This is a genomic window from Micromonospora sp. CPCC 205739 (genome assembly GCF_036906795.1).
Classification (GTDB): domain Bacteria; phylum Actinomycetota; class Actinomycetes; order Mycobacteriales; family Micromonosporaceae; genus Micromonospora.
In genome coordinates this window covers 51,109-69,192 of sequence record NZ_JBAKHS010000005.1, presented here as the reverse complement: position 1 = coordinate 69,192, position 18,084 = coordinate 51,109, and the positions used below count along the sequence as shown (strand labels likewise).

21 protein-coding genes and 1 tRNA gene are annotated in these 18,084 nt (G+C 69.4%); 13 read left to right on the top strand and 9 right to left on the bottom strand.

The window, feature by feature from the left end:
- Nucleotides 1-44: 44 nt before the first annotated feature.
- From V6U88_RS10655 to V6U88_RS10645, 3 genes are all read left to right on the top strand, one after another.
- Entirely contained in the window at nt 45-764 is a 720-nt protein-coding gene (locus tag V6U88_RS10655) for a PP2C family protein-serine/threonine phosphatase (protein ID WP_334452020.1), read from the top strand.
- Nucleotides 765-814: 50 nt separating this feature from the next.
- Nucleotides 815-1,999 carry a GNAT family N-acetyltransferase gene (locus V6U88_RS10650; RefSeq protein WP_334452019.1) on the top strand — a complete coding sequence of 395 codons (1,185 nt, stop codon included), beginning with the start codon at nt 815-817 and terminating at the stop codon, nt 1,997-1,999.
- Nucleotides 2,000-2,178: 179 nt separating this feature from the next.
- Nucleotides 2,179-3,375: a hypothetical protein gene (locus V6U88_RS10645; protein WP_334452018.1), complete on the top strand. Its 1,197-nt coding sequence runs from the start codon at nt 2,179-2,181 to the stop codon at nt 3,373-3,375.
- A 10-nt stretch (nt 3,376-3,385) separates the two neighbouring features.
- Here V6U88_RS10645 and V6U88_RS10640 read toward each other — a convergent pair whose 3' ends face one another.
- The 3 genes from V6U88_RS10640 to V6U88_RS10630 are packed head-to-tail and all read right to left on the bottom strand — an operon-like array spanning nt 3,386 to nt 5,339.
- Nucleotides 3,386-4,468, bottom strand: a complete 1,083-nt coding sequence (locus tag V6U88_RS10640; RefSeq protein WP_334452017.1) for an NAD-dependent epimerase/dehydratase family protein — start codon at nt 4,466-4,468, stop codon at nt 3,386-3,388.
- 45 nt (nt 4,469-4,513) lie between these two features.
- Nucleotides 4,514-4,813, bottom strand: coding sequence for a hypothetical protein (locus V6U88_RS10635; RefSeq protein WP_334452016.1), 300 nt, complete (start codon nt 4,811-4,813; stop codon nt 4,514-4,516).
- Nucleotides 4,814-4,859: 46 nt separating this feature from the next.
- Entirely contained in the window at nt 4,860-5,339 is a 480-nt protein-coding gene (locus tag V6U88_RS10630) for an anthrone oxygenase family protein (protein ID WP_334452014.1), read from the bottom strand.
- Between the two features lie 146 nt (nt 5,340-5,485).
- On the opposite strand from V6U88_RS10630, the gene V6U88_RS10625 reads away from it, so the two are divergent.
- From V6U88_RS10625 to V6U88_RS10615, 3 genes are all read left to right on the top strand, one after another.
- Nucleotides 5,486-5,560: transfer RNA gene (locus V6U88_RS10625), tRNA-Lys, on the top strand.
- Nucleotides 5,561-5,765: 205 nt separating this feature from the next.
- Nucleotides 5,766-6,305 (top strand): hypothetical protein, encoded by a 540-nt coding sequence (locus V6U88_RS10620; RefSeq protein ID WP_334452013.1) that lies wholly within the window; start codon nt 5,766-5,768, stop codon nt 6,303-6,305.
- A 177-nt stretch (nt 6,306-6,482) separates the two neighbouring features.
- Complete coding sequence (locus tag V6U88_RS10615) at nt 6,483-7,685, top strand: PASTA domain-containing protein (RefSeq protein WP_334452011.1); 1,203 nt, start codon at nt 6,483-6,485, stop codon at nt 7,683-7,685.
- 95 nt (nt 7,686-7,780) lie between these two features.
- Here the strand turns inward: V6U88_RS10615 and V6U88_RS10610 are convergent, their stop codons facing one another.
- A complete protein-coding gene (locus V6U88_RS10610; RefSeq protein ID WP_334452010.1) occupies nt 7,781-8,398 on the bottom strand; it encodes a dihydrofolate reductase family protein in 618 nt (205 codons plus the stop codon).
- Nucleotides 8,399-8,530: 132 nt separating this feature from the next.
- Here V6U88_RS10610 and V6U88_RS10605 point away from each other — a divergent pair, with 132 nt between their 5' ends.
- On the top strand, nt 8,531-9,454 hold the full coding sequence (locus V6U88_RS10605) for a LysR family transcriptional regulator (protein ID WP_334452009.1): 924 nt from the start codon (nt 8,531-8,533) through the stop codon (nt 9,452-9,454).
- 90 nt (nt 9,455-9,544) lie between these two features.
- Here the strand turns inward: V6U88_RS10605 and V6U88_RS10600 are convergent, their stop codons facing one another.
- Complete coding sequence (locus V6U88_RS10600) at nt 9,545-9,697, bottom strand: hypothetical protein (protein ID WP_334452008.1); 153 nt, start codon at nt 9,695-9,697, stop codon at nt 9,545-9,547.
- Nucleotides 9,698-9,924: 227 nt separating this feature from the next.
- On the opposite strand from V6U88_RS10600, the gene V6U88_RS10595 reads away from it, so the two are divergent.
- The 4 genes from V6U88_RS10595 (at nt 9,925) to V6U88_RS10580 (ending at nt 14,393) form a co-directional block, all read left to right on the top strand.
- Nucleotides 9,925-10,251 (top strand): hypothetical protein, encoded by a 327-nt coding sequence (locus tag V6U88_RS10595; protein WP_334452007.1) that lies wholly within the window; start codon nt 9,925-9,927, stop codon nt 10,249-10,251.
- Nucleotides 10,252-11,335: 1,084 nt separating this feature from the next.
- Nucleotides 11,336-11,545, top strand: a complete 210-nt coding sequence (locus tag V6U88_RS10590; RefSeq protein ID WP_334452006.1) for a hypothetical protein — start codon at nt 11,336-11,338, stop codon at nt 11,543-11,545.
- Between the two features lie 923 nt (nt 11,546-12,468).
- On the top strand, nt 12,469-12,981 hold the full coding sequence (locus tag V6U88_RS10585; RefSeq protein WP_334452005.1) for a SigE family RNA polymerase sigma factor: 513 nt from the start codon (nt 12,469-12,471) through the stop codon (nt 12,979-12,981).
- A 122-nt stretch (nt 12,982-13,103) separates the two neighbouring features.
- Complete coding sequence (locus V6U88_RS10580; RefSeq protein ID WP_334452004.1) at nt 13,104-14,393, top strand: hypothetical protein; 1,290 nt, start codon at nt 13,104-13,106, stop codon at nt 14,391-14,393.
- A gap of 57 nt (nt 14,394-14,450) precedes the next feature.
- On the opposite strand, the gene V6U88_RS10575 is transcribed toward V6U88_RS10580, so the two are convergent.
- Complete coding sequence (locus V6U88_RS10575) at nt 14,451-15,077, bottom strand: MerR family transcriptional regulator (RefSeq protein WP_334452003.1); 627 nt, start codon at nt 15,075-15,077, stop codon at nt 14,451-14,453.
- A gap of 80 nt (nt 15,078-15,157) precedes the next feature.
- Here V6U88_RS10575 and V6U88_RS10570 point away from each other — a divergent pair, with 80 nt between their 5' ends.
- Both V6U88_RS10570 and V6U88_RS10565 read left to right on the top strand, forming a co-directional pair.
- On the top strand, nt 15,158-15,706 hold the full coding sequence (locus tag V6U88_RS10570; protein WP_334452002.1) for a DoxX family protein: 549 nt from the start codon (nt 15,158-15,160) through the stop codon (nt 15,704-15,706).
- Between the two features lie 49 nt (nt 15,707-15,755).
- Nucleotides 15,756-16,139, top strand: a complete 384-nt coding sequence (locus tag V6U88_RS10565) for a hypothetical protein (protein WP_334452001.1) — start codon at nt 15,756-15,758, stop codon at nt 16,137-16,139.
- A gap of 30 nt (nt 16,140-16,169) precedes the next feature.
- On the opposite strand, the gene V6U88_RS10560 is transcribed toward V6U88_RS10565, so the two are convergent.
- From V6U88_RS10560 to V6U88_RS10550, 3 genes are all read right to left on the bottom strand, one after another.
- Nucleotides 16,170-16,349: a hypothetical protein gene (locus tag V6U88_RS10560; RefSeq protein ID WP_334452000.1), complete on the bottom strand. Its 180-nt coding sequence runs from the start codon at nt 16,347-16,349 to the stop codon at nt 16,170-16,172.
- A 120-nt stretch (nt 16,350-16,469) separates the two neighbouring features.
- Nucleotides 16,470-16,724 carry a hypothetical protein gene (locus V6U88_RS10555; RefSeq protein WP_334451999.1) on the bottom strand — a complete coding sequence of 85 codons (255 nt, stop codon included), beginning with the start codon at nt 16,722-16,724 and terminating at the stop codon, nt 16,470-16,472.
- A gap of 86 nt (nt 16,725-16,810) precedes the next feature.
- The gene (locus tag V6U88_RS10550; protein WP_334451998.1) at nt 16,811-18,079 is read right to left on the bottom strand and encodes an SdrD B-like domain-containing protein; all 1,269 of its coding nucleotides are present in this window, start codon (nt 18,077-18,079) and stop codon (nt 16,811-16,813) included.
- Nucleotides 18,080-18,084: the final 5 nt, after the last annotated feature.

Below are 18,084 nucleotides of genomic sequence, written 5' to 3'. Positions count from 1 at the left end.
AGTGCGTAGAGACGGATCAAGGGTGTTCTTGGCAAGCTTGTCGCATGACGCTCATCCTCCGCTCGGCCATCCTCAACGACGTCGGCCTGGTCCGCACCAACAACGAGGACTCCGCCCTCGCCGGTGATCGCCTGGTGGCGGTCGCGGACGGCATGGGTGGGCTCCCCGCCGGCGAGGTGGCGAGCGAGATCGTCATCCGGATCCTGGACGAGCTGATCCCGCCGACCGTCGCCGACGAGGCCGCCGAGGCGCTGCGCGCCGTCGTCGCCACCGCCAACCAGCGCATCCGCGCCGCCATCTCCGCCGACCCGGCCCGCGACGGCATGGGTACGACGCTGACCGCCGCCCTGCTCGCCGGGGACACCCTGGTCCTCGCCCAGGTCGGCGACTCGCGCTGCTACCTGCTGCGCGACGGCGAGCTGACCCAGCTCACCCGGGACGACACCTTCGTGCAGGCGTTGGTCGACCAGGGTGCGCTCTCCCCCGACCAGGCCCGGCACCACCCGCAGCGCTCCCTGGTGACCCGCGCGGTGCAGGGCGCGGACGCCGCACCGGCGATCGGGGTGCTGACCATGTTCGTCGGTGACAGGCTGTTGCTGTGCAGCGACGGACTCTCCGACTACGTGGAGGACGCGGCGATCCACGCCGCGCTGACCACCTACGGCGACCGCCAGCTCTGCGGCGAGCAGCTGGTCAAGCTCGCCCATCAGGCCGGCGCGCCGGACAACGTCACCGTGGTGGTCTCCGACCTGACGGAGGGCTGAAGCGGACCAATCGGGTTGCGGGGGACCGCCGGGCGGGTTGGGATGGACGGATGCTCATCCGTCGCCTGGCCGCCGAGGAACGCCTGACCACCAGCTTCCCGCTCCAGGCGTACGCCTTCGAGGCGTCCCCGCTCAGCACCGAACGGGTGGAGGCGTTCCACCGGTACCTGCCGTACAACAAGGGCAACCGGACCCTCGTCGTCGACGAGGGCGGGGAGACGCAGGCGGCGGCGAGCGCCATCCCGATGCGGCAGAACCTGCGCGGCCGGGTGCTGCCGATGGCCGGCGTGGCCGGGGTGGCCACCCACCCGCTGGCCCGCCGGCGGGGTCACGTCCGGGCGCTGCTGCACCAGCTCCTCGACGAGATGCGCGACGAGGGGCACCCGCTGACCGCGCTGTACCCGTTCCGGGCCGGCTTCTACGAGCGCTTCGGCTACGTCGGGCTGCCCCGGGCGCGTACCGTCCGGTTCTCCCCCGCCGACCTGGACCCGCTGCTCCGGGCGGAGCTGCCCGGCGAGGTGACCTGGGAACGGATCGGCGCCGGCTACGCCGGCTATCGGGCGTTCACCGAGCGCTGCGTGCGGGAGCGGCACGGCTTCGCCATCTTCCCGGAGTTCCGCGCCGTCGGACTGCGCGACCGCGACGACCGCTGGCTGGTCACCGCCCGGATCGACGGTACGACGATGGGCGCGCTGACCTACCGCATCGACGACCACGGCGGTGAGCTGATCGGCGACGACCTGCTCGTCACCGATCCGTACGCCCGGGCGCTGCTGTTGCAGTTCCTCGCCCGGCACGTCGACCAGGTCGATCGGATCAGCCTCCAGGTGCCCGCCGACGAGCTGCCCGAGCTCTGGCTGACCGACCTCGCCGTGCACGTCGAGGCGCGGGTCTCCCGACCGGGCTCACCCGCCCCGATGGCCCGGCTGCTGTCGCTGGACGCGCTCGCCGGCCTCCCCGCCGGCCCGGGCCGGGTACGCGTCGAGCTGGTCGGCGACCGCTGGCTGGCCGGCACCCACCTGTTCGACGGAGCCACCGGCCACCTGGAACTCGCCGGCGGCGGCCCGGCGCCGTCGGCGACGCTCACCGCCGCCGGGCTCTCCGCGCTCGCGTACGGGGTGCTCGACCCGGCCGAGGTGGCCGTGCGCGGACTGGGTTCGATCGGCCCGGAGGCGGCAGCCGAACTGCGCCGCCTCTTCCCCCGTGACCTCCCCTACCTCTTCGCGGACTTCTGATGCCGGGCCGCCGCGGCGTCGGCGCGTCGCGTTGCCCTGCCCCCGGTTTGCGGCGAGTCGGGCCGTCCCGGGGCGGGGACACCCCCACCCGCCGCAAACGGGAATCGATCAAAGTTAGGGGCGGATTAAGACTTGCGCGCGGATTGGTGTCCGGGGTGGACGACTTCTAGCATCGGGCGGTGCGCTTGAAGCCCGTTGCCGTTCTGCTCCTCCTCGGTGTCGCCACCGCCACGCTGCCCGGGTGCGGCGGTGCGGCCGACGACCGCCAGCAAGTGACCGCCGCCGCCACCGGCACCGCGACCGCTCCCGCCCCACCGGCCGCCACCCCGGGCGCGCGGTCCGGTCTCGGCGGCCCGGGCAAGAGCGCGTCCCCGAAGCCGTCGGCGTCGGCCGGCGCGCTGCTCAAGGCGGGGAACCCGAACGGTGGCGCCACGGTCCCGGCCGAGGCGCGAGCGGCGGACACCTCCCGTCCGACCAGGACCGTCGGCACGGGCACCCCGGCGAGCTGCACCTCGGACGCGGTGGTGCGGGCGGTCGCGGCCAGCGGGATCATCACCTTCGACTGCGGCCCCGACCCGGTGACGATCCGGATGAAGGCCACCGCGAAGGTCCGCAACAAGGTCGGGGCGCGGATCGTGCTCGACGGCGGCGGCAAGATCACCCTCTCCGGCGGCGGCGAGCGGCGCATCCTCTACATGAACACGTGCGACGCCGCGCAGGGCTTCACCACCCCGCACTGCCAGAACCAGGACCACCCGCAGCTCACCGTGCAGAACCTGACCTTCGCCGACGGCAACTCCACCGGCGAGCGGACCGAGGGCGGCGGGGGCGGCGCGATCTTCGTACGCGGCGGCCGGGTCAAGGTGGTCAACTCCCGTTTCACCGGCAACCGCTGCGACCGGACCGGGCCGGACCTGGGCGGCGCGGCGCTGCGGGTGCTCAGCCAGTACGACAACAAGCCGGTGTACGTGGTGAACAGCACCTTCACCGGCGGGGTCTGCGCCAACGGGGCGGCGCTGAGCAGCATCGGCGTCTCCTGGACGGTGCTGAACAGCGTCTTCACCGGCAACAAGGCGGTCGGCAACGGCGCCAACCCGGCGAAGGCGGGCACCCCCGGCGGCGGCAGCGGTGGCGCGATCTACTGCGACGGCAACGACTTCACCGTGCGGATCGCCGGCACCCGCATCGAGAACAACCACGCCAACGAGGGCGGCGGCGCGGTCTTCTTCGTCAGCAACGACCGCACCGGCACCATGAAGATCGAGTCCTCGACGCTGCGCCGCAACCCCAGCGACGGCTTCGAGACCCAGGGCCTGCCCGGCATCTTCTTCCTCGGTGCCCGCCCACCCGCGGTCACCTCCTCGCGGCTGAGCTGACCCGGCCCGCTCAGTAGGGGTTGCCGTGGCCCGGGGTGCGGGCCTTGAGCAGGCCGCCGGGGCGGCCCGGCAGGTCGGGTGCGGTGGACATGGGCGGGCCGGTGGTGCCCGCGCGGGCGGCCATGCCGGCGAAGAGGTCCTTCAGCGCGGTGAGGGCGTCCACCTTCGGGTGCCAGCCGAGTTCGGTCTCGGCGCGCTCGCTCGACATCAGCGGCGCGTTCAGGGCCAGCTCCACCCAACCCACGTCGACCGGTTGCAGTCGGAACCGCCAGGTCAGCGCGGCGGCGGCGCGCAGCACCGGGGCGGCCACCGGGACCGTCCAGCCCTTGAAGTGCCGGGCCACCAACTCCGGGGTCAGCACCGGGTCCGCGGCGACGTTGAAGGCACCGCGCGCGTCACCCAGGACCCCCCTCGCGTACGCGTCGGCGACGTCGTCGGCGTGGACCGCCTGCATCCGCAGCCGGCGATTCGCGGGTACGACGGGGATGCGCCCGAAGCGCAGCAGCCGGACCGGGGCGAGCGGCCCCAGGAAGTACCGGGAGATCTCGGTGCCCGCGTCGTGCTGGAAGACCAGGCCGGGGCGCAGCCGCACCACCCGCAGCGACGGGTGCTCGGCTTCGAGGCGGTCCAGCATCGCCTCCACCTCGGCCTTGTCCCGGCTGTACGACGACCCGGGTACCCCCGTCGCCGGCCAGCGCTCGCTGATCGGGTGGTCCTTCGGGCCGGGCGCGTACGTGCCGACCGACGAGGCGTACACCAGGGCGGGAACGCCGGCCTGGACGACGCCGTCGATCACCGCGCGGCTGCCGCCGACGTTGGTCCGGTAGAGCGTGCGCTGGTCGTGGCTGGGCTGGATCTGCCAGGCCAGGTGTACGACCGCCGCGGCCCCAGCGAAGACTGCAGCGAGCTTCCCGTCCGCGCCCGGCGCCCCGATGTCGCAGGAGTGCCACTCCACCTGGTCGTAGGGCGCACCGGCGTCCGGGCCGGGCAGCCGCCGGGCCACGCCGACCAGTTCCAGCCCCGACTCCTGGCCCAGCCGGCGCAGCAGCGCGGTCCCCACGTTGCCGCTGGCACCCACGATGACGATCCGCATACGGGCTGCCGTACCCGTTGAACCGGACTCCAACCCCCGCAGCGGTCAGGGGCGGGGCGACTGGCGTACCCAGGCCTTCTCCCGCTTGCGGCGGCCCTGCGTGGCGGCCAGGCAGCGCAGGCAGACGAAGCCGACCGGGTCGGCCTCGGTCAGCACGTCGGTCGAGGTGTAGTCGAACGGCACGTGCGGGAAGCGGCGCAGCCGGGTGCGGCTGAGCTGGAGCCCGCACACGGTGGAGTTCTGGCCGGGCTGCCAGGCGTGCACCTCACCGCCCGGCTCCCGTGCCCCGTCCGGCCCGACCTCCTCGCTCGACGCCGCCACGGCCGGGGTGCTGCTCATCCTCATGCCGTCTCCGGTTCCCCGCTCCCGCGGTTTCATGTCGCCGGCCCGGTTAGGCCGGCCGGGACACCAGCGCGGCGACCAGGCAGGCGAAGGCGGCGACGTTCGTGACCGTGCGGGCCAGGTTCCACCGCACCCAGGTCGCCTCGAAGCTCTCCCGCACCGCCGCCAGGTCGGCGATCCGGTCCACCGGCCCGGCCGCGTCCAGCCGGTCGTTGAGCGGCACGTTGCACCGCATGGTGATCACCAGCGTCGCGCCGTAGAGCACCAGCGCCGCGACCGTCCAGGCCAGCACCCGGCCGCCGACAGTGAGGTGCAGCGCCACCGCCAGGCCGATCAGCAGCACCGCGCCGAGGAAGGCCGCCAGGAACCAGCCGTTGAGGATCCGCCGGTTGATCGACTGCATGGTCCCGACGAAGGTGCGGTCGTCGACCGCGGCCAGGCCCGGCATGACCGAGCAGGAGTACGCGAAGAAGAGCCCCGCCACGAGTCCGGTGACTCCGGTGGCGGCGGCAAGCGCGATCGTTCTCATGCCTGTCAGACTCACCCGGCGCGGCCCTGTTGACCATGGTTGAGGGGCTCGGGGGCATGCGTGGGCGTCTGGGGCGTGCGGGGCATCGACGGGCGGCCGGAAGCCGGAACGCCTCGCCGGGCGAGGTCCGGTAGCCTGAGGGCGCGGGGCCGCTAGCTCAATGGCAGAGCTGTGGACTTTTAATCCATAGGTTCAGGGTTCGAGTCCCTGGCGGCCCACCATTTACCGCCTCTGAGCTGCGAAAACACCGGGAAGAGATCACCGGGCACCGGCCAGCGGTAGCCACCAGCGAGGAGCGAACCGGGGCTGATTGCCGGTCGACTAGCCGAAGATCATCGACCACGCGGACGATGGCGAGACCGGCACGGATTGTTGACCATGGCAAAGCTGCGCGGCTCCGCGCAAGCAGTCAAGCGAGGAGTCCGGGTGTATCGTTCCCAGTTCGCCGTAGCCAGCACCGCCGCTGCTCTGGCACTCGCGTTGGCGGCCTGTGGCGACAGCCAGCCGCCATCCGCTGCGTCCTCGGCGGTTGCGAGCGCCACGACGCCGGCCGCGTCCGCGAGCCCCAGCGAAAAGCCGGCGAGCGGCGCCAAGGACGTGGTCGGAGCCCTCGCCGCTGCTGGGCTTCCGCTGTCGAATGTCGCGGAGCAGGACGAGAACACGGATCCCAACGACAAGCTTGGTCGCCCTGGCCAGTACACCTCCCGTGCCTCAGCGGACGTGCCGGGAGGTGACAAGGACTCCGAGAAGTACGGCATCGACCGCGGCCTGGTCGTCGAGGTGTTCGCGACGGCTGGGGACGCCGACGCCCGGTCGACGTTTATCCAGGACGCCCTGAAGAACGTTCAGTTTCTCGGCACTGAGTACCACTATCGCCCGGCGGACCAGCGGGTCCTGGTGCGGTTGACCGGGAAGGTGAAACCGTCGCAGGCGAAGAAGTTCGAGGACGCAGTCGCAAAGCTGTAGACCGCAGCCGTCGGCGGACCAACACATCTCCCCGACGGGAGTCGCACCTGCTCACACCTCTCGCAGATCGACAACAGCGGTGGACAGACATCCCTATGAGCGGTTGAGGCAATGGAGCGACTGTTTGGACGCTGTTGACAGTGTCGATATACGGCTTTTGAGCGGAGTGTGGTGCACATGAGCGGGATGTTTCGGTTGACGGGCAAGCCCGTCGCGGACATCTTGCTGATCTTCCTTTGGTGGCCGATTGCGGCATCGATTTTCATCATGGTCGGGCTGATCCAACTGATCTCTGAGGCGAACCGGCTAGTGGACGAGGCCGACCGCCGCAGGGCCGAAGCCAGCGTGCCGTTGGAGACCTTCGGTCCGGTCAAGGTCGCTTCAGAGCCCATCCTGGTGAGTCTGAAACGCCATGGTCCACTCGTTGCGTCCACGCTGGGCGTCCTGCTTGTGGTCGCCGGCGGCGTTGCTCGGCAGTTCGGCATAGCGTTCCTCGGCTGCTTATTGGTCATCGCAGCTGCCGCAACGTGGACGTGGTGGCGCGCGCGGGGTTCGAGGGTGTGGAAAGCCGTAGGATTCGGGTTCCTCGCGTGGGTTATCACCGTCCCCATCGCTGCGACCGTTGCGCCGCCGGAAATCGGGCCAAAGGCCTCCGGCCTGGCCACCTCGATGCCCGGCGCCGTGCAAACACCCGACGCCCTGAGAACAACAGCGCCGGCTAGACAGACGGCCGTGCCGGACTTGGTGGGGCTGGACCTCCCCAAGGCCCGCGACTCGGTTCACGCTGTTGGCCTGCGTTCGGAGCCGGCGGACTTGTCGCCCCTCTGCAGGAAGACTCTGGTTGCCAAGAACTGGACCGTCATCGGGACAAACCCGCCCGCGGGCATCAGCGTGTCGCCGGACCAGACTATCTCCCTGCTGGTGCTGAAGAAAGAAGAGGCCGCTTGGTTCGCCGGCCACCCGAAGATGCCCCAACTCCCAAAGGGCACCCCGGCGCGGGATTTAACCGACGACGACGGCCCGCTCGCCGGCCTGCAGGAACTGGTTCTGCTCCGCTATGCCAAGAGCATGGCACCGCAGCATGCGCTTACCGCCGTCGAACGACCCTGCTCTAAGTACAGCAACGAGCCGCCAGAGGAGGTGGCGGCACGGGCCGGGCTGAAGCAGGCCTACTCCATCTCCGTCGTCGTGGGCAGCATCCCGGCGGCAGGGCAGCCGGTACGACCGGGGCGGCTCATCGTCGTACTGGTGCGCGACAAGGAGCAGCGGCAGGAGCCGACGGGCTCCGACGGCGGAAGTTTGCCCGTCCCACCGCGCCCCAACGACGACAATGACGACGTCAACATCCCTGGCTGGCTTTGCCCCACCCGGTTCTGCTGACCGGCAAGCGCGGACCGGCCGGTAGCCTCACACCATGAGCGCAGGCACCTCCGGCTGCCGCAGACGTCGCCACCGTCGAGACGTGCTGCTGCTGGTCATGCTGACTCGTCTCCGGCCTGGGTGCGGGTGTAGGTGAGGAAGAGCGCGCCACTGTCCAGGACGGTGTGGTCGGTCAGGCGCCAGGTGCGCGGGGCGAAAACGGCGTCGCGGCCGAACAGCGGGATGCCGGTGCCGATGGTCAACGGGGCCAGCTTGACGATCAGCTGATCGATCTCGGGGTAGAGGGCGCCGGCCAGGGCACCGCCGCCCACCACCCAGACGTCCTTGCCGTCGTGCCGCTTCAGTTCACGCACCGTGGCGATCGGGTCCTCGGACAGGACCTCGACGGCGGGGTCCGGACTCGTACCCAGCGTGCGCGAGAACACCAGGTGGCGCAGGTGCGGGTAGGCGTCGGTCACGCCGGCCTTCAGCCCCACCTCGTAGGAGTGGCGCCCTTCCAGGATGGTGTCGAACCGGGTGCCCTCGTCGGCGATGCCGAACGCCTGCCTGGCCGGGCCCGGCAGGGTCTCCGGATACTCGGCTACGAGGTGGCGTACGTAGTCGTCCGGGATCGGCCAGAACCCGCCGGGGCCGCTGGGGTCAGCACCGTCGGGACCCGCGATGAAGCCGTCCAGGGTGCTGGCGATGAAGTACACGAGCTTACGCACGGACATCTCCTTGCTTGAGATTCCGGAATGCTGTTCCTGCTTCCGGCCGCTTGTCAGCGTGCGCGGAGACGTCCCGGGCTACAAGGTCATGTCTGGTAACGTGCCATAACACTTCGCTTATGTATGAACGGGGTGGCGGTGGAGCTCCGGGACATCGAAATCTTTCTCACGCTGGCTGAGGAACTGAATTTCACCCGCACCGCTGAGCGGCTGCACGTGACTCAGGCCCGGGTCAGCCAGGCGATCAAAAAGCAGGAACGCCGGATCGGTGCCGCCCTGTTCGAGCGCAACAACCGGCACGTGACACTGACACCGATCGGCCAACGGCTCTTCGACGACATCCAGCCCATGTACCGGGGCCTACACGAAGGTATGGATCGGGCCAGGCTCGCCGCCGGCGGCAAGACCGGTGTGCTGAGGGTGGGCTCCATCGCCGTCAATCTTGACGACTTCCGCCGGTTGTTCGGCGCGTTCGCACAAGATCACCCCGAGTGCGAGGTGCAGCTACGACATGTCGACTTCGGCGACCCCTTTGGACGGCTGCGAGCTGGGGAGATCGACATCCAGATCGTGTGGCTCCCCGTCAAGGAGCCGGACCTCACCGTCGGCCCGGTCATCTACACCGAACCCATCGTGCTGGCAGTTGGTGCAGCCCATCCACTGGCCAGTCGTGAGTCGGTCTGCTACGAGGATCTGGTGGACCAGACGGTCATGGGTGGGGTCCGGCCCGACTACTGGCGGGAGGCCTTGGTGCCCGTACGCACCCCAAGCGGACACCTGATCCGCGTCGGCCCGTCCGTGTCCAACTTCCAGGAGATGATCCCGATCCTCGCCACGGGTGAAGCCGTGTCGCCCGTCCACGCCCAGGCCGCCCGCTATTACGCGCGGCCAGACATCGCCTATGTGCCAATCCGTGACGCCCCGCCGGCCCGGTGGGGCCTGATCTGGCGCACCGGCAACGAGACGGAACTCATCCGATCGTTCGCCCGCACCGCGCACCACCTCAACTCCGTCGGAAAGCCCGCCGACGCACCGGCGGAACCGACACAATCGACCCTTTGACTGCGGGAACGAGATTCGTTTTCTGCCACCTAGGGTCCACCACGCAAAACCCCAGCTCAGCCATGCTGACGGCGACCCGAACGAACCGCGTCAAGATCCGGACCACCCCGTCAGTCCGTCCGCAGCAGCACGAGCCGCCGCCCGGTCTAGGCGGTGCGTCACCTGGTACAGGTCGTCCTGGAACAGGTTCGCGTAGACGTCCAGCGTCATCGCCGCCGAAGCATGCCCGAGCATGCGCTGCACCGCCTTTACGTTGGCGCCCTCGGCCACCGCAGGCTGGCCGCCGTGTGGCGTAGTTCGTGCGGACTAAGGACGGCGAGACCGATCGACGCCGCAGCCCGGTCGAAGACTCGGCGGCGGAAGTTGTTGTTGCGCCGCGCCTCGCCAGCCGGGGATTGTGGCGACACGGCCGGCAGCCCTCCGCAAGTCGGACGGGCATGTGGCCTTGACACCGGCTCAATGATGGCCGCATGAGCCTAAGTGACACCGACCCCCTGTTGGTGGCCGGCCGCTTGGTGATCGTGGTCGCCAGCCTCTTCCTGCTCGTATTCGGTGTCCGCACCGCCGTGTCGCGTCGATTTTCCCGGGCCTGGCTTCGCTTTGCGCGTCCGACGAACAGCCAGCGGTCCCAACCTGTTCGCATCGGTGGGGGCCAAGCGTTGCTTGGCGCGAGTCTGCTGGTCCAGCAAGCACCGTTTCTTATCCCAATGCCTCACGGGCTCGGAACCGCCCTGTTCGCGGCTGCACTGCTCCTTGCCGTCGCCGCGTTGGGATGGTTCGTCCTGGTGCCGCAATAGCCATCAACTAGCTGCGCACCAAGGCGAGCCCCGCTGGTTGATACTGATGCCGGCCCACCTCCTGATCGGACCACTGCGTGCCCGGTCTGTGCCCGATACAGCGGTCGACAAGGGGCTGCAACGGCCCAAACGCCGCTGACCTCGTTCGGGATGCCGCTGGTGTGGTCCCTATAGCTTTCTTGGTGGCTATTCCATCAGTGTTGCAAGAGTCGTTGCACGATCCGGTGTTCTGGGCGCGGTACACCTTCGGCCACGAGGAGGGACCCGGGGCGGATCGGCTTGGTGACCTCGAAGGCCTGCTGGACGACGATGATGATGGTGATGCGGACGAGATTCCGTCGACTCGTCGCTCGACGTGGCCTTCGAGGTTGGCGGTGGCCACCACGTCGTACTGAGCATGGACGTCTGGGCCGACTCCTACAGCCTGTTGATCACCACCCCTGACTTGGCCGAGCCGGCTCGCCGACAATCCACAGGCTCAGGGTTCGAGTCCCTGGCCCCCACTCCTCCGCAGGTCAGCGGCCCTTATCGGGGTCGCTGCTGCCGTGATCGAGACCGGTACAGCATTGCCATGGTCACCGGTCGAACGCCTTGCCGAGCCGCTTGAGCGCGTCGCGGTTGGCCGCCGAGGAGGCCACCTGTAGATCCCATGGCGATGGGGAACTGGCGTGCCGAAGGGTCTGCATCGCCACTCGGGGATGACGTAGATCAGGCACCCTGGCCAGCCCGTACGGCTGCCCCGCTACTCCAAGTCTGCCCTGTCCCAACCCGGCGGAAGCTTTTCTGGCGGACCCATGTCGGTGGTACCCAGATGACGCGGTGGGCTACGACCGCCGGTAGCTCCTCAACGAGTTGGCCGGCGACCGGCGCGACGAGGGGTCGCCGGAGCTTGGCTTGAGCACCTGTACGTGGTCCACAAGTCCGGGAGTCCGATGAAGAACGGGTGAGAGGCCTCCGACCAAGGTGCCTATGGCCCACTGAAGAGATCCGTAGAAGAATCTCGGGAACTGCTGGTCAGGCCTCGTGAACCCGAGGTGTACGGAGACCGGACCAAGCAGTGGTAAGAGACCAGAGGGGATGATCGGTGGAGCTGAGCTCGGCGTCAGATGGAGAGATCGTGCGGGCGATCAACAGCGGTTCAATCGACGCGGAAGACCTGGCGAGCAGCAGCGGGTGGCGGCGCATCTGCCAGGCCAGGGGCCGGAACTTCTCGGCGGTCGATGAGGAGGCGTGGCAGGAAACCTGCTCGTATCGCGGATATGTCCTTTCACGACGCAATCCTCGCGGGTTCTAGCATCACCATCCGAAGTAGCTCGGGTCTGGTCGTCACGGTCTGCGGAGTCGGGGGGAAGTCAGCGAACGGCCTACTGCGCAACGATGACGGACGGAGGGAGCGACATCGCTGGCGCGCCTGAGCGTGCGGAACGATGTCCGTTAACAGTGCCTGGCAACGGCGACCAGACTCCCCCCGACGGGGATCGCTGACGGTTGCGACAGGAACGAGCAGGTCCGCCAACACAAGCAGGTTACCTCAGGAACGAGCAGCCCGAGGTGCGCATCCAGCGCCTAGTCTGACGCCAGCAATACAGCAGCGAAGTACAGCACCGTGCCAGCCGAACCAGATCGAGATGTGCGCCAACAGGCCGGATGACCTCGCGCTACATCCCATCCAGCCAGCTCGCCGGCAATCCATAGGTTCAGGGTTCGAGTCCCTGGCGGCCCACCACGGACGGCCTCTGAGCTGCGGAGACAACCTTCCGCCTACGGATGATTACTCGGCAATGGCGCCACTTGAATGGCGCGCTGGACAATGAGATCAGCATTGCGGCAGGGGACGGCGATCCTCGCCAAGTCGTGCGGGCAGGAAGCGGCATCCGGAGAGCAGGGTGGGAAAAGGTCGCTCATTGGGCACCCGCTGACGCGGCGGGTCCGCCACCCCAGGGTGGATATGCAATGCCCTGGGCGTGGTGCACAGCAACACCTGCGTGGCTCCGGCCGGCACGAGCGGGTCCTGCTCAACCGAACAGCGTGCAGCAGACAGGAACGTTGGCGCCATCCCGACAACCTCCGCCCGGGCAAAGCCGACGGGGCAGCCTGCCGGTCAGGGTCGTTCAGCCGGGACGCCGACGGCGCGCCCGGGAGGATCGGGGGAGTTTCTGGCACCGATGCCCCTCCATAATCCGCTGCGCCAGCGTGTGAGTAGGCAGGAGGTGCTGCGTGGATGCCGACCGGCAGTCGTTCGAGGCGTACGTGCAGGCCCGTGGTCCGGGTCTTTCGCGGCACGCCTATCTGCTCACGGGCGACCATCATCTCGCCGAGGATCTGGTCCAGCAGACCTTGCTGCGGGTCGCCGGTCGGTGGGCGCGGGTGGTGGCCGGCGGTGACCCGGACCCGTACGTGCGCCGAGCCCTCTACCACCAGCACGTCTCTTGGTGGCGGTGGCGAGCCCGGCAGGTGCCGGAGGCTCCGCTGGACGCGGCCGACCGGCCGGTGTCGGACGAGGCGGACGAGGTCGCCGTGGCGCTCGCGGTCCGTGCGGCGCTCGGTCGGCTTGCTCCCCGGCAACGTGCCGCGATCGTGCTGCGATATTTCGGTGACCTCAGTGAGGCGCAGATCGCCGACACCCTTGGCTGCCGGGTGGGAACGGTGAAGAGCCAACTGCGGGACGGGCTGGCTCGGCTGAAGGTACTCGCCCCGGAGCTGGTGGAACTGCTGGAGGTCCGGTCATGAGCGATCAAGTGCTGAAAGAGACCCTACGTCGGCTGGCCGAGGAGTCCCGTCCCGCGCGGATCTCACCTGACACTTGGCAGCTGGGCCGGAGACGACGCCGGCGCCAGGTAGGGGCAGCGTTGGTGGCGCTCGTGGCGGTGTTGGCCGGCATGCCGCTGCTGCTGCCTGCGCTGCCGGATGCCGGTCCCGCGCCGGGCACCGCAAACCGGCCGGTGGTGCCCTCGCGGGTCTACCCGCCGATGACCGGGGAGGCAACCGTCCTCGAAGACCCGCCGGGCCCGGCAGCCCTGGTGGTGGCCGGCGACCAGGAGCTGCGCGGTAGCGACATCTGGGGCTGGGAGGGGCGCAGCTTGGTGGTCGGACGCGACGGCAGCTACCGGCTGGCCCGCACGGTCGGGGAAACCACCGCAGGGACGGAAGATCTGCTCCTGTCGCCCGACGGTCGTCGGCTGGCCGCGCAACCCTGGCTCGAGGGCAGCCGCTGGCCCGACGACCCGATCGGGCAGACGGCGATCCTCGACCTGAACACCGGCCAGGCCCGGCAGTATGCCGGTGGCCTGCCGGTGGTCTGGGCCCCGGACGGCCGGCGGTTGCTGGTCATGGCACAGAGCATCGACGGGCGGCTGGGACGGCTGAGTCTGCTCGACCCAGCCACCGCGGCACTACACCAGCTCCCCCAGATCACCGGGACGTTTCGCCCCGGCAACCTCGCCGCCTTCTCTCCGGACGGCTCCCGCCTCGCCGTGGCGACGACCCACGCGCTGCACATCATCGACCTGGCCTCCGGCACTACCCGTACCCTCGGTGCCCTCACCTGGCGCGACCGGCTCGCCGGGCCCGGTGCCTGGCTGCCCGACGGCGACCGGATCGCCATCTGGTCGATCGGTGACTGCGAGGATGGGGGGAGTTGCGACGAGGGACGCCTGGCTCGGCGGTCGATTCACATCAGCTACTGGTACGCACGCACTGGCGCACCGGCCATCGGCCCGACGTTGCCCCCGGCCCGGGGCCTGGCTGCCCGACTGCTCGGCTGGCAGCGCGACGGTGACGCCGTCGTCGCTGAGTACCAGCCGGAAAAGGGGCTGGCCAAGCGACCGGACGACCAACTCTGGTCCGAGACCGGCTGGACGCAGGTCGGCGCGGTCACGCTGCGGGAGTTCCGTCCCGACGGTTCCCGACCTGAGCTGGTCGAGCTACCGTCCAGCGCGCTATTCGTGGACGTACCGGCCGACCTGCTGGACAGCTTCGGAGGGCCGTCGCCTTCATGGCCCGAGGGGGCGGCTCGGTGGCTGCTCGCCGTGTGGTGGCCCCTCGGGCAGTTCCTGGTGGCGCTGGTTGGACTGACGGCGCTCGTGGCGAGCCGGCGAATGGTCGCCCGGCGGCGGCAAACCCGACTTCGAGGCAGATCCTAGTTTCGAAGATCATCGGGCGCAGCTGCGGCACAACTTCGAGTGGCCCCGCTCAGCTGCCTAGCGCAGGCGCCGGGACGAGATGTTCTCCTGGGCCAGCAGTCGCAGCGACGCGACGAGGGTCTCGCCGAGGATGGTTCCGATCACCACGCTCTCGGCGATCTGGTCGGGATCGTCCCGGGAGGCGACCGCGGCGACCTCCAGTTCGGTGAACCGCTCAACCGCCTCCGCGTACGAGTCGAGGAAGCTGACCAGGTGATCCTGACCGAGCGAGCGCAGGACGCTGATGGTTTCGACCAGGGTGGTGATCGCAGGTGAGTTCGGCTCGACGGCCCAGCCTCGCCGTTCGATGAGTTCCTGCACCTGCAAGGCGGCGGCCGTGCGTGCGCTGTCGCCTGCGGTCAGCTGCCGACTCGGGGTGACGGCCCGATGCACCACCCCGATCCGTTCGTGCAGGGACAGGGTGTCGGAATCGAGCGCCTCCAGTACGGCTCTGACTCGGGCCACGGGGACCTGGGCCAGGTCGATCATGGCTCGGATCAGGCGAAGTCGATTCAGGTGATGCTCGTCGTAGCTGGCCTGGTTGGGGCTGGTCAGCTCGCCGGGCGGCAGCAGGCCCTCCCGTAGGTAGTACTTGATCGTCGGTACCGCAACCCCTGACCGCCGACTCAGCTCCGCGATTCGCATCCTTGACGTCCTCTCTGGCCGGATGGATAGTAGCAGTATCCATAAACGGATAGCCGCACTATCCATCGAGAGAGAAGACCATGATCGAAACGATTCTGGTGATCGCCCTGCTGGGCTTCCGCCTACTGGGGGCGTTCGGTGTGCGCCGCTTCGCCACCTGGGCGGCCAGCGCGGCACACGCGATGGCGGTCATGCTCGTCGTCACCGCGACGGCGCATTTCGTCCCGCCGAGCGTCACCGTGATGCCGAACCACGCCGATCTGGTCCGGATGGTGCCGCCGGTCGTGCCGTTCGCCGGTGCGATGGTCTACCTGACCGGCGTGCTGGAACTGCTGGGCGCCGTGGGCCTGGTGTTGACCGCGACCCGCTGGGCGGCCGGGATCAGCCTTGCCGCGCTCTACGTGCTCCTGCTTCCGGCGAACGTCTACGCCGCCGTCAACGATGTGCCGTTCAACGGGGGTGAGCCGACTCCGCTGTGGCTGCGAATCCCACAGCAGGTCCTCTACATCGCCATCGCTGTCTGGGTGGCCCGATCGGCCGACCGCACCGCGGCCCGACGCGTCCTGCACGTGCGGCGCTCCGGCATCACAAGATCAGACGCCGTTGCCGACAACCCCTCGTCAAGCTGACCCGAAGGAGTTCGCCATGCAGACCATGGCTCTGAGTACGGAGTCCCGCATGATCGCCGGGGTGGTTCTCCTCACCGTCGTCACCATCCAGGTCGGCGGCTGGTTCATGACCCGAATCGCCCAGGGCGCGGTGCCGATGACCGACTTCCAGAAGTCCTTCGCGCGCGCCGGGCACGGCCATGCCGGCGTACTGGTGATCCTGAGCCTGGTGGGCCTGCTCTATGTGGACGCCACGAACCTCACCGGCGCCGTGCTGTGGATCGCGCGATTGGGACTGCCCGTCGCCGCGATCCTGATGTCCGTCGGGTTCTTCGCCTCTTCCGCCGGCCGGAACGCCACCGAGCCCAACAGGTTCGTCTGGGTGCTGTGGATCGGCGCGCTCTCCCTGGCTGCGGGCGTGATCAGCCTCGGCGTCGGGCTGCTGACCGCCTGACGAACCGTAGCCGGATTCCGGCTACGACTCCTACCCCCATTCCCGGCGCACCGGAGGCTCCCCCGGCTCCTCGTGCGGAGGCTCCGTGTCTGCCGTCTCCACCAGCTCGTCCGGCGCGACGCGGCCCGGCAGCTTGCCGAACCTGTCGTGTCGCTGGGCTTCGAACTCCTCGTCCGCTGCCCGGTCATTGCCTTCTCGGTCCTCGCTCATCGCCGACCTCCTCGTCCAGTCCCATTCTCCCCGTCGAGGCAGCCATAGCGTTGAGGTCAGTGGAGGCGGTGTGGCAGATCCTGACACCAAGGTGTCATTCAGGTCCCGAGACCGGACCGCTCAGCGGAGCTGCCACACAGCGGCGGTGATGACGAGCACGGCCAGCACGATCAGGACCGCGAGCAGCACCCCGTTGCCCCGCGTCGGTCCGGACCCGGTCAGCCCGTCGGCCAACCGCGAGAAGTCCTGGACCTGGCCCCCCGCCGTCAACCCGATCGTCTCCTCCACCTCCGGCAGCGGCGGCGGCCCCGAAACCGGCTGGGTCTCGTAGCGCGGCTCGATGCGGGGCGGCAAGTGCCGGTAGCGGTCATCCATGGCACGAGTGTCGGAGCGTCGGTCAAGCAGAGCGGGGCCCTGACCGGGCGCGGAGCGCACCGGCCAGGGCCCGGGTGAAACGCAGATCAGCCGACGCTGACCAGCCCGATGTCGAGGACCGTCTCGGCGCCCTGCACCAGGAAGACGTCGTCGGACTGGGCCTCCTGCTGCTCGAGGCTGTCGTAGGTGACGAACACGTCGGAGTCGGTGGCGTCGTCGCCCACGTCCGGGGTGGTAAACCGGTGGGTGGTCGAGACCAGGCTCGCCAGCAGCCGGTGCTGCCCGTCGTGCAGCGCCAGCCGGTACGTTCCGTCGGCGTTCACCGTGACGTCGCTGCGCGTGAAGCCGCTGTACGGCTGTACCGCAAGGCCGACACCCGCCGGCGCCTCGCTCTCCTCCGGGTCGCGCTGGCCGTCCGCGTCCGCGTCCAGCCAAATTCGCCCGGTGAGGTACGCCGGGGTGACGTAGACGAAGGCCGCCTCGTAGGTGTTGCCGCGGGGGTCCTCCTCGGGAGTGCTGGTGGAGACGGTGATGCTCACCGGCAGTTGGTCACCCGGCTGCCCGCCCGCCGGCACCCGGCCGCTGAACGAGAGCAGCGGGGTCTGCTCGCCCGGTGCCAGCGGCCCGTTCACGCACTCCCACTCTTGATCGGTGACAACGGTGGTGCACTGCCAGGACGGGTCGGACTGGTCTCCGACGCCTCCCAAGGGCCCGGCTGGGGCTGCCACCCGGACGCGGACGTCCTGGGCGGTCCCGGTGCCGCGGTTGCTGAAGTGCATCGGGTACTTGACCCAGTCCCCCTCGATCACCTCGTAGCTGAGGGGGGCCACACTCGACACGTAGAGGTCGGGGTAGATCACGCTCGCGTCGTGAGTGACGGTCTGGGTGGCCGAGTTGTTCCGGGTGCTCGACTCCCGGCTGGTGGTGCTGACCGTGGCGGTGATGTCGCCCGTCTGGCCGTCGGTGCCGGGGCGGAACCGGATCCCGACGGTGAACGGGTCGGCGCTCTGCCCGGGGGCCAGGGCCGCGTGGGCGCAGACCATCCGGGGGCTCAGCGCCGAGCACTGCCAACTGTCCAGGGCCGGTCCCTCACCGGAGACGTACGCGTCGGCCGGAAGGTCGACGGTCACGGTGATGCCGTCCGCGGTCGCGACCCCCGCGTTCGCGACCTTGATGTCCGTCTTGACGACCTCACCCTGCACGGGAATCCGCGACCGGTCGACGGTGAGGCCGACCGTGAGGTCCGCGCGTTCCGGAGCGGCCGACGCGGGGCTCGCGACGGCCACCGAGCCGAGGGTGGTGGAGAGGGCGACCAACGCGAGGGCCGCGCCGGAACGTGCGTGAAGGATGCGCATGCAAC